General features: G+C 68.4%; 12 protein-coding genes. 5 read left to right on the top strand and 7 right to left on the bottom strand.

Features of this window, described 5'->3' with window-relative positions:
* The first annotated feature begins 31 nt into the window (after positions 1–31).
* The 3 genes from alr to AC1VVG_RS10690 all read left to right on the top strand — a co-directional run bounded on the left by alr (position 32) and on the right by AC1VVG_RS10690 (position 2,904).
* Complete coding sequence (alr, locus tag AC1VVG_RS10700) at positions 32–1,102, top strand: alanine racemase (RefSeq protein WP_034188864.1); 1,071 nt, start codon at positions 32–34, stop codon at positions 1,100–1,102.
* Between the two features lie 11 nt (positions 1,103–1,113).
* Entirely contained in the window at positions 1,114–2,490 is a 1,377-nt protein-coding gene (radA, locus tag AC1VVG_RS10695) for a DNA repair protein RadA (RefSeq protein ID WP_124610095.1), read from the top strand.
* A gap of 147 nt (positions 2,491–2,637) precedes the next feature.
* Positions 2,638–2,904, top strand: a complete 267-nt coding sequence (locus tag AC1VVG_RS10690; protein ID WP_034188862.1) for a DUF2866 domain-containing protein — start codon at positions 2,638–2,640, stop codon at positions 2,902–2,904.
* 146 nt (positions 2,905–3,050) lie between these two features.
* Here the strand turns inward: AC1VVG_RS10690 and AC1VVG_RS10685 are convergent, their stop codons facing one another.
* Complete coding sequence (locus AC1VVG_RS10685) at positions 3,051–4,982, bottom strand: ATP-binding cassette domain-containing protein (protein WP_034188861.1); 1,932 nt, start codon at positions 4,980–4,982, stop codon at positions 3,051–3,053.
* 136 nt (positions 4,983–5,118) lie between these two features.
* Here AC1VVG_RS10685 and AC1VVG_RS10680 point away from each other — a divergent pair, with 136 nt between their 5' ends.
* Positions 5,119–5,598 (top strand): glutathione peroxidase, encoded by a 480-nt coding sequence (locus AC1VVG_RS10680; RefSeq protein WP_482835609.1) that lies wholly within the window; start codon positions 5,119–5,121, stop codon positions 5,596–5,598.
* 37 nt (positions 5,599–5,635) lie between these two features.
* Here AC1VVG_RS10680 and cls read toward each other — a convergent pair whose 3' ends face one another.
* The 6 genes from cls to dapC all read right to left on the bottom strand — a co-directional run bounded on the left by cls (position 5,636) and on the right by dapC (position 11,806).
* On the bottom strand, positions 5,636–7,075 hold the full coding sequence (cls, locus tag AC1VVG_RS10675; RefSeq protein ID WP_034188859.1) for a cardiolipin synthase: 1,440 nt from the start codon (positions 7,073–7,075) through the stop codon (positions 5,636–5,638).
* 108 nt (positions 7,076–7,183) lie between these two features.
* The gene (prmB, locus tag AC1VVG_RS10670) at positions 7,184–8,092 is read right to left on the bottom strand and encodes a 50S ribosomal protein L3 N(5)-glutamine methyltransferase (protein WP_034188858.1); all 909 of its coding nucleotides are present in this window, start codon (positions 8,090–8,092) and stop codon (positions 7,184–7,186) included.
* A gap of 11 nt (positions 8,093–8,103) precedes the next feature.
* On the bottom strand, positions 8,104–9,243 hold the full coding sequence (gene dapE, locus AC1VVG_RS10665) for a succinyl-diaminopimelate desuccinylase (protein WP_482835608.1): 1,140 nt from the start codon (positions 9,241–9,243) through the stop codon (positions 8,104–8,106).
* A gap of 90 nt (positions 9,244–9,333) precedes the next feature.
* Positions 9,334–9,702 carry an ArsC family reductase gene (locus tag AC1VVG_RS10660; RefSeq protein WP_006478478.1) on the bottom strand — a complete coding sequence of 123 codons (369 nt, stop codon included), beginning with the start codon at positions 9,700–9,702 and terminating at the stop codon, positions 9,334–9,336.
* A complete protein-coding gene (dapD, locus tag AC1VVG_RS10655; protein WP_059561861.1) occupies positions 9,702–10,529 on the bottom strand; it encodes a 2,3,4,5-tetrahydropyridine-2,6-dicarboxylate N-succinyltransferase in 828 nt (275 codons plus the stop codon). Before dapD ends, AC1VVG_RS10660 begins: the two co-directional genes overlap by 1 nt.
* 44 nt (positions 10,530–10,573) lie before the next feature.
* Positions 10,574–11,806 carry a succinyldiaminopimelate transaminase gene (gene dapC / locus AC1VVG_RS10650; RefSeq protein WP_124669737.1) on the bottom strand — a complete coding sequence of 411 codons (1,233 nt, stop codon included), beginning with the start codon at positions 11,804–11,806 and terminating at the stop codon, positions 10,574–10,576.
* A 166-nt stretch (positions 11,807–11,972) separates the two neighbouring features.
* Between dapC and AC1VVG_RS10645 the strand changes: the two genes are divergently transcribed.
* Positions 11,973–12,914 (top strand): DMT family transporter, encoded by a 942-nt coding sequence (locus AC1VVG_RS10645; protein ID WP_482835900.1) that lies wholly within the window; start codon positions 11,973–11,975, stop codon positions 12,912–12,914.
* Positions 12,915–12,966 lie beyond the last annotated feature (52 nt).

The raw sequence follows: 12,966 nt of genomic DNA, 5'->3' as shown, positions 1-12,966 counted from the left end.
TGATTCGCAAGCGTCTTTACGTAAATTTCCCATGCCGCGCCCGATCTCCGCCACCATCCACACCGCCGCTCTCGCGAACAATCTCTCCGTCGTCCGTCGATTTGCCGGCCCGTCCAAGGTCTGGGCGGTCGTCAAGGCCAACGCGTACGGGCACGGTCTCGCCCGCGTGTTTCCGGGCCTGCGCGGCACCGACGGCTTCGGGCTGCTCGACCTCGACGAAGCCGTGAAGCTGCGCGAGCTCGGCTGGGCCGGCCCGATCCTGCTGCTCGAAGGCTTCTTCCGGTCGACCGACATCGACGTGATCGACCGCTACAGCCTGACCACGACCGTCCACAACGACGAGCAGATGCGGATGCTGGAAACGGCGCGGCTGTCGAAGCCCGTCAACGTGCAGCTCAAGATGAACAGCGGGATGAACCGGCTCGGCTACGTGCCGGAAAAATATCGTGCGGCGTGGGAGCGTGCCCGGGCGTGTCCCGGCATCGGCCAGATCACGTTGATGACCCATTTTTCGGATGCGGACAACGAGCGCGGCGTCGCCGAGCAGCTCGCGACCTTCGAGCGCGGCGCGGAGAGCATCGCCGGCGCGCGCAGCCTCGCGAATTCGGCGGCCGTGCTGTGGCATCCGGATACGCACTTCGACTGGGTGCGGCCGGGGATCGTGCTGTACGGCGCGTCGCCGTCCGGGCTGTCGTCCGATATCGCCGACACCGGGCTGAAGCCCGCGATGACGCTCGCGTCCGAGCTGATCGCCGTGCAGACGATCGCGAAGGGCCAGGCGATCGGTTATGGCTCGACCTTCTCCGCGCAGGCGCAGATGCGGATCGGCGTCGTCGCGTGCGGTTACGCGGACGGCTATCCGCGCGTCGCGCCCGAAGGCACGCCGGTGATCGTCGACGGCATCCGCACGCGGATCGTCGGCCGCGTGTCGATGGACATGATTACGGTCGACCTGACCCCGTGCCCGCAGGCCGGCGTCGGCGCGCGTGTCGAGCTGTGGGGCAACGCGCTGCCGATCGACGACGTCGCGCGCCATTGCGGGACGATCGGTTACGAGCTGATGTGCGCGGTCGCCGGCCGCGTGCCCGTGCGAGCGGAATAAGGGCGTCGCGCGTGGCCAAACAGAAAACCGTTTATGTCTGCAGCGAGTGCGGCGGACAGACCCCGAAGTGGCAGGGCCAGTGCCCGTCGTGCCAGGCCTGGAACACGCTCGTCGAATCGGTCGCCGAATCGCCGGCTGCCCATCGTTTCCAGTCGCTCGCGAAGCGGGCGCCCGTGCAGCGTCTCGTCGATATCGAAGCGGCCGACGTGCCGCGCTTCTCGACCGGCATCGGCGAATTCGACCGTGTACTTGGCGGCGGGCTGGTCCCGGGCGGTGTCGTCCTGATCGGCGGCGATCCCGGCATCGGCAAGTCGACGCTGCTGCTGCAGTCGCTCGCGGATATCGCGAGCGAGCGGCGCGCGCTTTATATCAGCGGCGAGGAGTCGGCCGCGCAGATCGCGCTGCGCGCGCAACGGCTTGCGCTGCTCGACGGCGGCGCGCCGGCCGATGAGCTGAAGCTGCTCGCCGAGATCCAGCTCGAGAAGATCCAGGCCGCGATCGATACGGAACGGCCGGACGTGGCCGTGATCGACTCGATCCAGACCGTCTATTCGGAAGCGCTCACGTCGGCGCCGGGCTCGGTCGCGCAGGTGCGCGAGTGCGCGGCGCAGCTCACGCGCATCGCGAAACAGTCGGGCACCGCGATCATCATGGTCGGTCACGTGACGAAGGAAGGCAACCTGGCCGGCCCGCGCGTGCTCGAACACATCGTCGACACCGTGCTGTACTTCGAAGGCGATACGCACTCGTCGTTCCGGCTCGTGCGCGCGTTCAAGAACCGCTTCGGCGCGGTCAACGAACTCGGCGTGTTCGCGATGACCGAGCGCGGGCTGCGCGGCGTCGCGAATCCGTCCGCGCTGTTCCTGTCGCAGCACGAGCAGGTCGTGCCCGGCTCGTGCGTGCTCGTCACGCAGGAAGGCACGCGGCCGCTGCTCGTCGAAGTCCAGGCGCTCGTCGATACCGCGCACGTGCCGAACCCGCGACGGCTCGCGGTCGGCCTCGAGCAGAACCGGCTCGCGATGCTGCTCGCGGTGCTGCACCGGCATGCGGGCATCGCGTGCTTCGACCAGGACGTGTTCCTCAATGCGGTGGGCGGCGTGAAGATCACCGAGCCGGCGGCCGACCTCGCGGTGCTGCTCGCGATCCATTCGTCGATGCGCAACAAGGCGCTGCCGAAGGGGCTGATCGTGTTCGGCGAAGTGGGGCTGGCGGGCGAGATCCGGCCGTCGCCGCGCGGGCAGGAGCGGCTGCGCGAGGCCGCGAAGCTCGGTTTCACGTCCGCGCTGATCCCGAAGGCGAATGCGCCGAAGCAGCCGATCGAAGGGCTGAACGTGATGGCCGTCGATCGCCTCGAGCAGGCGATCGACCGCGTGCGCGATCTCGAGTGACCGGCCGGGCAGGCATGCGGGCCGGGCATGCCCGGCGATCTGGCGCGTAATTCGTTGTAAAGAATATGTAGGCTCCTGTAACCCGCCGGACATCGCTTTTCCCTATCCTTTGCCGGGTTGTCGAACCGCGCAATGCGAAGGGAACCTATGTTGAAATCGTATGGTGAAGCGCCGGGCGGACGCCTTTACAACCTGCGCGGCTGCCGCGTGTCGGAGCCGATTCGCCAGCCGTGGGGCGGCGGATGCCGGATCGTCGAATGGATCGACGACGAAGGGCGCCTCGCGCGCAAGGTCGTGTCCGAGGACGTGACGGAAGCGGAAGTCGCTGCCGCGATCCGGCGGCCGACCGAAGGGCGCCGATACCTGATGAGTGACGACGAGCAGATGCCGCGCGATACGTTGCCGCGGCGCTGAGCCGGTGGCGCGGCGAACCGCCGGGCTGCGGCAATCCAGTCTGCAAGGCCGGGCCGGTGCGTCCGGCCTTGTCGTATCCGGGGGCGGAGCGTGCCCGGCGACGTGTCGAATCGCCCCCGGGGCAGCCGGCGCACCGCGCGCGCGTATCAGCCGATCTGCTCGAGTTCTTCCTGTGCGGCGAGCCAGTCGGCCTCGACCGTTTCGAGACGCGTGTTGACGTCGCCGAGCTTGCGGATCGCGTCGGTCAGCGCCGTCTTGCGCTCGGCCTCGTAGCTGGCCGGATCGGCGACGAACGCGTCGAGCCGCGCCTTCTCCGCGTGCAGCGTCTCCATTTCCTTTTCGAGCTTCGTGATGCGCGTCTGCAGCGGCTTTTTCAGCACCGACAGGCGTTGCCGTTCCTCGGCTGCCTGCCGCTTCTGGTCCTTGCGGGTGGCCGCGGCACCGGCGCCCGGCGAAGCCGCGCTATCGGCCTTCGCGGCCGCGCGTTGCTCGGCCGCGTGCTGCAGCAGCCAGTCGCGGTAGTCGTCGAGGTCGCCGTCGAACGGTTGCAGCCGGTGCTTCGCGACCAGCATGAACTGGTCGGTCGTCGCGCGCAGCAGGTGGCGGTCGTGCGACACGAGGATCAGCGTGCCTTCGAACTGCGCGAGCGCCATCGTCAGCGCGTGGCGCGTTTCGAGGTCGAGGTGGTTCGTCGGTTCGTCGAGCAGCAACAGGTTCGGCTTCTGCCAGATGATCAGCGCCAGCGCGAGGCGCGCCTTTTCGCCGCCGGAGAACGGGCCGACCGGGCTCGTCGCCATGTCGCCCGAGAAATTGAAGCCGCCGAGGAAGTCCCGCAGTTCCTGCTCGCGCGTGTCGGGCGCGAGCCGCGCCAGATGGGCGAGCGGCGAATCGTCCTCGCGCAGCGTTTCGAGCTGGTGCTGCGCGAAATAGCCGATCGTCAGGCCCTTGCCGTCGCGGACATGCCCCGACAGCGGCGCGAGCGTGCCGGCCAGCGTCTTGATCAGCGTCGACTTGCCCTGGCCGTTCGCGCCGAGCAGGCCGATGCGCTGCCCGTTCTGGATCGACAGCGCGACGCGCTCGACGATCGGGATGTCCGCGCCGTCGTCGGCATGGTAGCCGCAGCGGACGTCTTCCATCACCATCATCGGGTTCGGCGCGGCGTCGGGCGTGCGGAATTCGAACGTGAACGGCGACGCGATGTGCGCGGGCGCGATCAGCTCCATCTTCTCGAGCGCCTTCATCCGGCTCTGCGCCTGCTTGGCCTTGGTCGCCTTGGCCTTGAAGCGGTCGACGAAGCTCTGCAGGTGTTCGATCGTCTTCTGCTGCTTTTCGTATGCGCTTTGCTGCAGCGCCAGTTGTTGCGCACGCAGCACTTCGAACTGCGAGTAGTTGCCGCCGTAGCGCTTCACCTGGCGGTTTTCCAGATGCAGCGTGACGTTGCAGATCGAATCGAGGAACTCGCGGTCGTGCGAAATCACGACGAGCGTGCCGGGGTAGCGGTGCAGCCAGTCTTCGAGCCAGACGATCGCGTCGAGGTCGAGGTGGTTCGTCGGTTCGTCGAGCAGCAGGAGATCGGAACGGCACATCAGCGCCTGCGCGAGGTTCAGGCGCATGCGCCAGCCGCCGGAGAAGCTCGCGACGGATTCGCGCGTCTGCGCGAGCGTGAAGCCGAGGCCGAGCAGCAGCGCTTCGGCGCGGGCCGGCGCGGTGTAGCCGTCGGCGTCGGCGAACGCCGCGTGCGCGTCGGCTTCCGCCGCCCCGTCATGCGCGGCGGAGGCTGCGGCGATGCGCGCTTCGATCTCGCGCAATGCGGCGTCGCCGTCGAGCGTGTAGTCGAGCGCCGAGCGGTCGACGGCGGGCGTTTCCTGCGACACATGGGCGATTCGCCACGACGGCGGCATCGAGAAATCGCCGCCGTCCGAGTGCAGCTCGCCGCGCAGGACCGCGAACAGCGTCGACTTGCCGGCGCCGTTCGCGCCGATCAGGCCGGCTTTCTCGCCGGGATTGAGCACGAACGAGGTCGACTCGAACAGCGGCTTGGTGCCGCGCGCAAGACTGAACTGATTGAAACGGATCACGGCGGAAATAACTGGCCAAAACCGCTATTCTAGACTGCGCGCCGCGCTCGCCGGGCATCGGCCGCTCGGCGAATGCCGCAACCGCGCAATTTCGCCTAGACTCCACGTCGATCCGGTTTCGTAAAAGGAGTGCCCGATGTCCACCCTGTATTCGTTCAGCGCAGAGACGCTCGCCGGCGCGCCGGCCCCGCTCGACGCGTATCGCGGCAAGGTGCTGCTGATCGTCAACACCGCGAGCGAGTGCGGTTTCACGCCGCAGTACGCGGGCCTGCAGAAGCTGTACGACCAGTACGCGGCGCGCGGCTTCTTCGTGCTCGGTTTCCCGTGCAACCAGTTCGGCAAGCAGGAGCCGGGCGACGCCGCGCAGATCGGCGCGTTCTGCGAGCGCAACTACGGCGTCACGTTCCCGATGTTCGCGAAGATCGACGTGAAGGGCGATCACGCGCATCCGCTGTACCGCCACCTGACCGACGAGGCGCCGGGCATTCTCGGCCTCAAGGCGATCAAGTGGAATTTCACGAAGTTCCTGGTCGATCGCGACGGGCGCATCGTCAAGCGCTACGCGCCGTCGACGAAGCCCGAGGAAATCGCCGCCGACATCGACAAGCTGCTGTGAGGGCGGCGGCCGGGCGGCTCCGATGTTGCCCGGGCCGCTACAGGATCGGCGCGAACAGCCGCGCGACGTGCATCGCGATGCGCCGCCACGCGGGCGACTGACGGTATTCGTTGGCGTCGACCTCGTAAGCCTGCGCGAAGTCGGCCTCGAGCATCGTCTCGACCTCGCCGGCGAACGCGCGGTCGACGGTCAGCACCATGATCTCGAAATTGAGCCGGAACGAGCGGTTGTCGAGATTGGCGCTGCCGATCGCCGCGGCGATGCGGTCGATCAGCACGACCTTCTGGTGCAGGAAGCCGGGCCGGTAGCGGAATACCTTCACGCCCGCATCGACGAGGTCGCGCGCGTACAGCTTCGACGCCTCGAACACCACGTAGTGATCGCGCCGGCTCGGGATCAGGATGCGCACGTCGACGCCGCGCATCACCGCGAGCTTCAGCGCGGAGATTACCGCCTCGTCGGGGACGAGATACGGCGTGGTGATCCAGACCCGCTCGCGTGCGGCATTGATCGCCTCGACGAAGAACAGCGAGCCGGTTTCCTGCTTGTCGGCCGGCCCCATCGGCACCGCGAGGCAATGCATGCCGTCGCCGGGCTCGGCCGGCGGCGGCAGCGCGATCGGCGGCAGCTTCTGCGTCGCCCAGTGCCAGTCTTCGGCGAACACGTACTGGATGCTCGCGACCACCGGGCCGCGGATCTCGATGTGCGTGTCGCGCCACGGCGACAGGCGCGGTTTCGCGCCGAGATACTCGACGCCGACGTTGTGGCCGCCGACGAACGCGCGATTGCCGTCGACCACGACGATCTTGCGATGGTTGCGGAAATTCAGCTGGAAGCGGTTGACGAACTTCCGGTTGGTCGCGAACGGATGGACCTCGACACCGCCGCGGCGCAAGGTGTCGACGTAGCTGTGCGGCAGGTCGAAGCTGCCGATGCTGTCGTACAGCAGGCAGCAGCGCACGCCGGCGGCCGCGCGCGCGAGCAGCGAGTCGCGCAGCGTCTGGCCGAGCGCATCGTCGCGCACGATGAAGAACTGGACGACCACGTAGTCGCGCGCGGCGTCGATCGCCGACAGGATTGCCGAGAACGTCGCGTCGCCGTTCACGAGCGTGCGCACCGAGTTGCCGCCGAGGAACGGCATGCCGCCGAGCCGCGTCAGCGCGAGCACGGCGGACTGGCCGAGCGCGTCGGCGGCCGGACCGTCGGTCGCGTCGGTGCTGAGCCACGGCGAGCGCGGTGTGTGCATGCGCAACATTTCCAGCTCGTGGCGCCGCGCGTCGACGTAGCCGGAGAACTTGCTGCGGCCGAGGAACAGGTACGGAACGAGCGTCAGGTACGGCATGGCCGCAAGCGAGACGGCCCACGCGATCGCGCCTTGCGATGTGCGCGTGTTCATGATCGCGTGGCACGCCGCGACGATCCCGAGCACGTGGACGGTCAGGATCAGGGTGCCGAGATGTAGCCAGTCGAGGGTCATGGGCGCGTGACGGACTCCTGAAGTCGGGCGGCCGGGCGGCCGCCTACGCGCATCTTACCCAACCGTGCGGCGCAATGGTGCGCCGCACGGCGGGCGGGCCGGAAAGGCTCAGGCCTTGCGCGGCAGGTCCGATGCCTGGATCAGGAAGACGGCGTCGTCGCCCGCGCTGGTGGGCAGCCACGTGAGTTCGAGGCCGCCGAACGCGGCTTCGACGTGCTCGCGCTCGTTGCCGATCTCGACGACGAGCACGCCGTCGTCGTGCAGCCAGCGGTGCGCTTCGGCGACGATGCGCCGCACGATGTCCATGCCGTCGTCGCCGCCCGCGAGCGCCATCTCCGGCTCGTGCCGGTATTCGGGCGGCAGCGCGGCCATCGACGCCGCGTTCACGTACGGCGGGTTCGTCAGGATCACGTCGTAGCGCGAGCCCGGGTCGGTGCGGAAGGCGGGCAGCGGTGCGTAGAGGTCGCCGCGGTACAACCCGATGCGGTCCTCGAGGCCGTAGTCGCGCACGTTGATCTCGGCGACTTCGAGCGCCTTGTCCGACAGGTCGACCGCGTCGATCTCGGCATTCGGGAACGCGCTCGCGGCGAGGATCGCGAGGCAGCCCGAGCCCGTGCACAGTTCGAGCACCGCGCCGACCTGCTCGGGGTCGGCGACATACGGCTGCAGGCCGTCGTCGAGCAGCTCGCCGATGAACGAGCGCGGCACGATCACGCGTTCGTCGACGTAGAAGCGGTGGCCGTGCATCCACGCTTCATGCGTGAGGTACGCGGCCGGCACGCGGTCGGCCGCGCGCCGCTCGATCACCGCGAGCACGGCCGCGATCTCGTCGGGCAGCAGGCGCGCGTCGAGGAACGGCTCGAGCGTGTCGAGCGGCAGGTCGAGCGTGCGCAGCACGAGGTAGGCCGCTTCGTCGTACGCATTGTCCGAGCCGTGGCCGAACGCGAGCTTCGCCTTCGAGAAACGCGTGACCGCGTAGCGCAGCAGGTCGCGAACGGTGGCAAAAGGTGTCGTCATGCGAGGCTCCATCAGGCGATCAGTTGTTCGAGCACGCGGCGGTACACGTTCTTCAGCGGATCGACGAAGCGCACCTCGATGTGCTCGTCGATCTTGTGGATGCTGCCGTTCGGCGGGCCGAATTCGATCACTTGCGGGCAGATGCGTGCGATGAAGCGGCCGTCCGACGTGCCGCCCGTCGTCGACAGCTCGGTCGTGATGCCGGTCTCGGTGCGGATCGCGTTCTCCAGCGCGCCCGACAGTTCGCCGCGCGGCGTGAGGAACGGCAGGCCGCTGACCGACCACTTCAGCGTGTATTCGAGGCCGTGCTTGTCGAGAATCGCGTGCACGCGTGCCTGCAGGCCCTCGACCGTGCTGGCGGTCGAGAAGCGGAAGTTGAACATCAGGTCGGCGTGGCCGGGGATCACGTTGGTCGCGCCGGTGCCGGCGTGCAGGTTCGACACCTGCCAGGTGGTCGGCGGGAAATATTCGTTGCCTTCGTCCCACTGCTCGGCGGCGAGCTCGGCGAGCGCCGGCGCGAGCAGGTGGATCGGGTTCTTCGCGAGATGCGGGTACGCGATGTGGCCCTGCACGCCCTTGACGACCAGTTCGCCCGACATCGACCCGCGGCGGCCGTTCTTGACGACATCGCCGAGCGCGGTCGTCGACGTCGGCTCGCCGACGATGCAGTAGTCGAGGCGTTCGCCGCGCTCCTGCAGCAATTCGACGACCTTCACGGTGCCGTCGGTGGCCGGGCCTTCCTCGTCGCTCGTGATCAGGAACGCGATCGCGCCGCGGTGGCCGGGGTGGGCCGCGACGAATTCCTCGGACGCGACGACGAACGCCGCGAGCGACGTCTTCATGTCGGCCGCGCCGCGGCCGTACAGCTTGCCGTCGCGATGGGCGGGAATGAACGGCGGCGAGGTCCATTGCTCGAGCGGGCCGGTCGGCACGACGTCGGTGTGGCCCGCGAACGCGAGCAGCTTGCCGGCGCGGCCGTCGGCGCCGCGCTTGACGGCCCACAGGTTGGTCACGCCGTGCGACGCGATGGTCTCGCATTCGAAGCCGAGCGCGGCGAGGCGCTCGGTCATGATCTGCTGGCAGTGCTGGTCGTCGGGCGTCACGGACGCGCGGGCGATCAGCTGTTCGGTAAGGGCTAGGGTGGCGGACATGGTTCGGACCACTTTCGATAAAAAATGCCGGCGCGGTGGCCGGCAGCGACGGGACGTCGGGCTGCGCCGACGGGCGCAGCGCGGGCGGCCCTAGGCGGCGAACAGCGCCGCGTATTGATCGGCCACGAAGCCGAGCGACTTCACGCGGCCGTTGACGACGAGCACGGGGCGCTTGATCACCGACGGCTTGTGGATCATCAGCGCGACCGCGCCGGTCTTCGTTTCGGCGGCCGCCTTCATGGCGTCGTCCAGGCCGCGCCACGTGGTGCCGCGCTTGTTCACGAGCGCGTCGAGCGACACGTCCTTCAGCCAGTCCTCGATCAGCGGCGCGCTGACGCCGAGCTTCTTGAAGTCGTGAAACTCGAACTCGACGCCGTGATCGTCGAGCCACACGCGGGCCTTCTTCACGGTGTCGCAGTTCGGAATGCCGTAGACGACCACGGTGTGCGGCTTGGCCATCAGTCGCCTCGCAGCAGCTCGTTCAGGCCGACCTTCGCGCGCGTCTTCGCGTCGACCTTCTTGACGATCACCGCGCAGTACAGGCTGTGCGAACCGTCCTTCGACGGCAGGTTGCCGGCGACGACGACCGAGCCGGCCGGGATGCGGCCGTAGCTGACCTCGCCCGTCTCGCGATCGTAGATCTTCGTGCTCTGGCCGAGGTACACGCCCATCGAGATCACCGAGTTTTCTTCGACGATCACGCCTTCGACGACTTCCGAGCGTGCGCCGATGAAGCAGTTGTCTTCGATGATGACCGGGTTCGCCTGCAGCGGCTCGAGCACGCCGCCGATGCCGACGCCGCCCGACAGGTGCACGTTCTTGCCGATCTGCGCGCACGAACCGACCGTTGCCCACGTATCGACCATCGTGCCTTCGTCGACGTACGCGCCGATGTTGGTGTACGACGGCATCAGCACGACGTTCTTCGCGATGAACGAGCCGCGGCGTGCGATCGCCGGCGGCACGACGCGGAAGCCGCCCGCGGCGAAATCTTCGGCCGTGTAGTTCGCGAACTTCGACGGCACCTTGTCGTAGAACTGCGAGTAGCCGCCGGCCGGCAGCGGCGCGTTGTCTTCCAGGCGGAACGACAGCAGCACGGCCTTCTTCAGCCACTGGTGCACGGTCCAGTTGCCGTCGATCTTCTCGGCGACGCGCAGTGCGCCGCGGTCGAGTTGTTCGATCGCGTGAGCGACGGCTTCGCGGACGTCGGCGGGCGCGGCCTTGGGCGACAGCTCGGCGCGGTTTTCCCAGGCGGTATCGATGATTTGCTGAAGTTGTTGCGACATGTTCGTTTTCGCAGGAGATGGATGGAATTGATCGGGATGGACGATTACCGCGCGAGAGCCCGGCAGAAATCGACGATGCGTTGCGCGCCCTCGACGCATTCGGGGGTGCCCGCGACGAGCGCGATCCGGATGAAATCGCGGCCCGGATTCGTGCCGTGCGCATCGCGCGCCAGGTACGAGCCGGGCAGAACCGTCACATTATAGTCGGCGTACAGGCGGCGGGCGAACTCGGTGTCCGACAGGCCGGTGCGCGACACGTCGGCCCACAGGTAGAACGCGGCGTCGGGCAGTTTCACGTCGATCACGTCGGCGAGCATCGGGGTGACCGTATTGAACTTCTGCAGGTACAGCGCGCGGTTCTCGCGCACGTGCGCCTCGTCGTTCCACGCGGCGATGCTCGCGTGCTGCCAGACCGGCGACAGCGCCGCGCCGTGGTACGTGCGGTACAGCAGGAATTGCTTCAGCAGCGCCGCGTCGCCGGCGACGAAGCCCGAGCGCATGCCCGGCACGTTCGAGCGCTTCGACAGGCTCGACAGCATCACGAGCCGCTCGAAGCCGCGGCCGAGGCGGTGCGCGGCCTCGAGGCCGCCGAGCGGCGGTGCGGCTTCGTCGAAATAGATTTCCGAGTAGCACTCGTCGGACGCGATCACGAAACCGTGGCGGTCGGACAGCGCGAACAGTTCGCGCCAGTCGTCGAGCGTCAGCACGGCGCCCGTCGGGTTGCCCGGCGAGCACACGTACAGCAGCTGCGTGCGCGCCCAGACGTCATCCGGCACGGCCGCGTAGTCGCACGCGAAGTTGCGGGCCGGGTCGCTGTTCGCGAAATAGGGTTCGGCACCGGCCAGCAGCGCCGCGCCTTCGTAAATTTGATAGAACGGATTCGGACAGAGTACGATCGCCTTCTCGCCGTGCGCGGTCGGGCGGGCGTCGATCACCGTCTGCGCGAGCGAGAACAGCGCCTCGCGCGACCCCGACACGGGCAGCACCTGCGTGGCCGGATCGATCGCCGGCAGCCCGTAGCGGCGCTCGAGCCAGTGCGCGATCGACGTGCGCAGCGCGTCCGAGCCGGCCGTGGCCGGGTACGACGCGAGGCCGTCGAGGGCGGCCACCACGGCGTCGCGGATCAACGCCGGCGTCGCGTGCTTGGGCTCGCCGATGCCGAAGCTGATCGGTTTGAGGTCGCCGGAAGGCGTCACGTCCTTGAACAGGGCGCGCAGCTTTTCGAAGGGATAGGGCTGGAGCGAGTCGAGTCGAGGGTTCACGGGCGAAGCGGCCATCGCGGCCGGTTGGAGCGAAAGAAGCGGCGGGCGTGCCGCACGGCTGCGAACGGGCGCCGACGGCGCGGGTCGCAACGGACGATTATAGCGTGACGGAATGCGGTCACGGCCGGCCGGAACGGCGGCCAGGCCCGCCGAATAAAGGGAATGAAGGGTATTGAACCAAATGAATAACGCGGTACGCGGCAGCCTGCCGACGCTGGCCATCCTGATCGGCGCATCGGTATGGGGCCTGATCTGGTATCCGTTGCGGGTCCTCGCGTCGCTCGGCGTGACGGGTACGCTGGCCAGCGCGCTGACGAGCCTCGTCGCCTTCCTGTTCGTGGTCGTCGCGCGGCGCCGCACGATCGCGACGCTGCGCTGGCACTGGGTGCTGCCGGGCATCGCGTTGACGGCCGGCGTGACGAACCTCGGCTTCGTGTGGGGCACGATCCACGGCGAGGTGCTGCGCGTGATGCTGCTGTTCTACCTGACCCCGGCCTGGACCGCGGTCTACGCGCACTTCCTGTTGCGCGAGCGGCTGACCTGGGCCGGCGCGGGGCTCGCGGCGCTGTCGATCGGCGGGGCGATGCTGATGCTGTGGTCGCCGAAGCTCGGCCTGCCGCTGCCGGCCAACCCGGCCGAATGGGCCGGCCTCGCGGCCGGGCTGAGCTTCGCGATGAGCAACGTGCTCGTGATCAAGGCAAGCCGCGAACTGCCGGAGATGCGCGCGGAAATGCGCACCGCGACGCTGTTCGGCGGCGCGGCCGTGTTCGGCGCGATCGCGTCGCTGTTCGAAGGGCTGCCGGCCGCGCCGGCAGGCGGCCAGCTTGGCGTGGCCGCGCTGATCATCGCCGCGATCGGCGTGACGATGGCGTCGAACAACCTGCTCGTGCAATACGGCCTCGCCCGCGTGCCGGCGAACCGCGCGTCGATCATCATGCTGTTCGAGATCGTGATCACCGCGCTGTCGGCGTGGGTGTTCGCCAGCGAGCTGCCGACCGCGCGCGAATGGGCGGGCGGCGCGTGCATCGTGCTGGCCACGCTGCTGTCGAGCCGGGTCCATCGTGCCGCGCCCGCATCGGGCAAACCCGGCGACGGTCGGGACGGCGCACGCGCGATGGTATGATGGAAGCCGTTTGCGGGGCCCAACGCTGGATGCGCGCGGCCCCGTTTTTGAA

Source organism: Burkholderia sp. L-4, from assembly GCF_056856535.1.
This window is presented reverse-complemented; position numbering and strand designations above follow the sequence as displayed.

What these genes read in the sequence shown, in the direction of transcription:
- alr (WP_034188864.1), top strand. Translation starts at nt 32, where the DNA reads ATGCCGCGCCCGATCTCCGCCACCATCCACACCGCCGCTCTCGCGAAC.
- AC1VVG_RS10690 (WP_034188862.1), top strand. Translation starts at nt 2,638, where the DNA reads ATGTTGAAATCGTATGGTGAAGCGCCGGGCGGACGCCTTTACAACCTG.
- AC1VVG_RS10680 (WP_482835609.1), top strand. Translation starts at nt 5,119, where the DNA reads ATGTCCACCCTGTATTCGTTCAGCGCAGAGACGCTCGCCGGCGCGCCG.
- cls (WP_034188859.1), bottom strand. Translation starts at nt 7,075, where the DNA reads ATGACCCTCGACTGGCTACATCTCGGCACCCTGATCCTGACCGTCCAC.
- prmB (WP_034188858.1), bottom strand. Translation starts at nt 8,092, where the DNA reads ATGACGACACCTTTTGCCACCGTTCGCGACCTGCTGCGCTACGCGGTC.
- dapE (WP_482835608.1), bottom strand. Translation starts at nt 9,243, where the DNA reads ATGTCCGCCACCCTAGCCCTTACCGAACAGCTGATCGCCCGCGCGTCC.
- AC1VVG_RS10660 (WP_006478478.1), bottom strand. Translation starts at nt 9,702, where the DNA reads ATGGCCAAGCCGCACACCGTGGTCGTCTACGGCATTCCGAACTGCGAC.
- dapD (WP_059561861.1), bottom strand. Translation starts at nt 10,529, where the DNA reads ATGTCGCAACAACTTCAGCAAATCATCGATACCGCCTGGGAAAACCGC.
- dapC (WP_124669737.1), bottom strand. Translation starts at nt 11,806, where the DNA reads ATGGCCGCTTCGCCCGTGAACCCTCGACTCGACTCGCTCCAGCCCTAT.
- AC1VVG_RS10645 (WP_482835900.1), top strand. Translation starts at nt 11,973, where the DNA reads ATGAATAACGCGGTACGCGGCAGCCTGCCGACGCTGGCCATCCTGATC.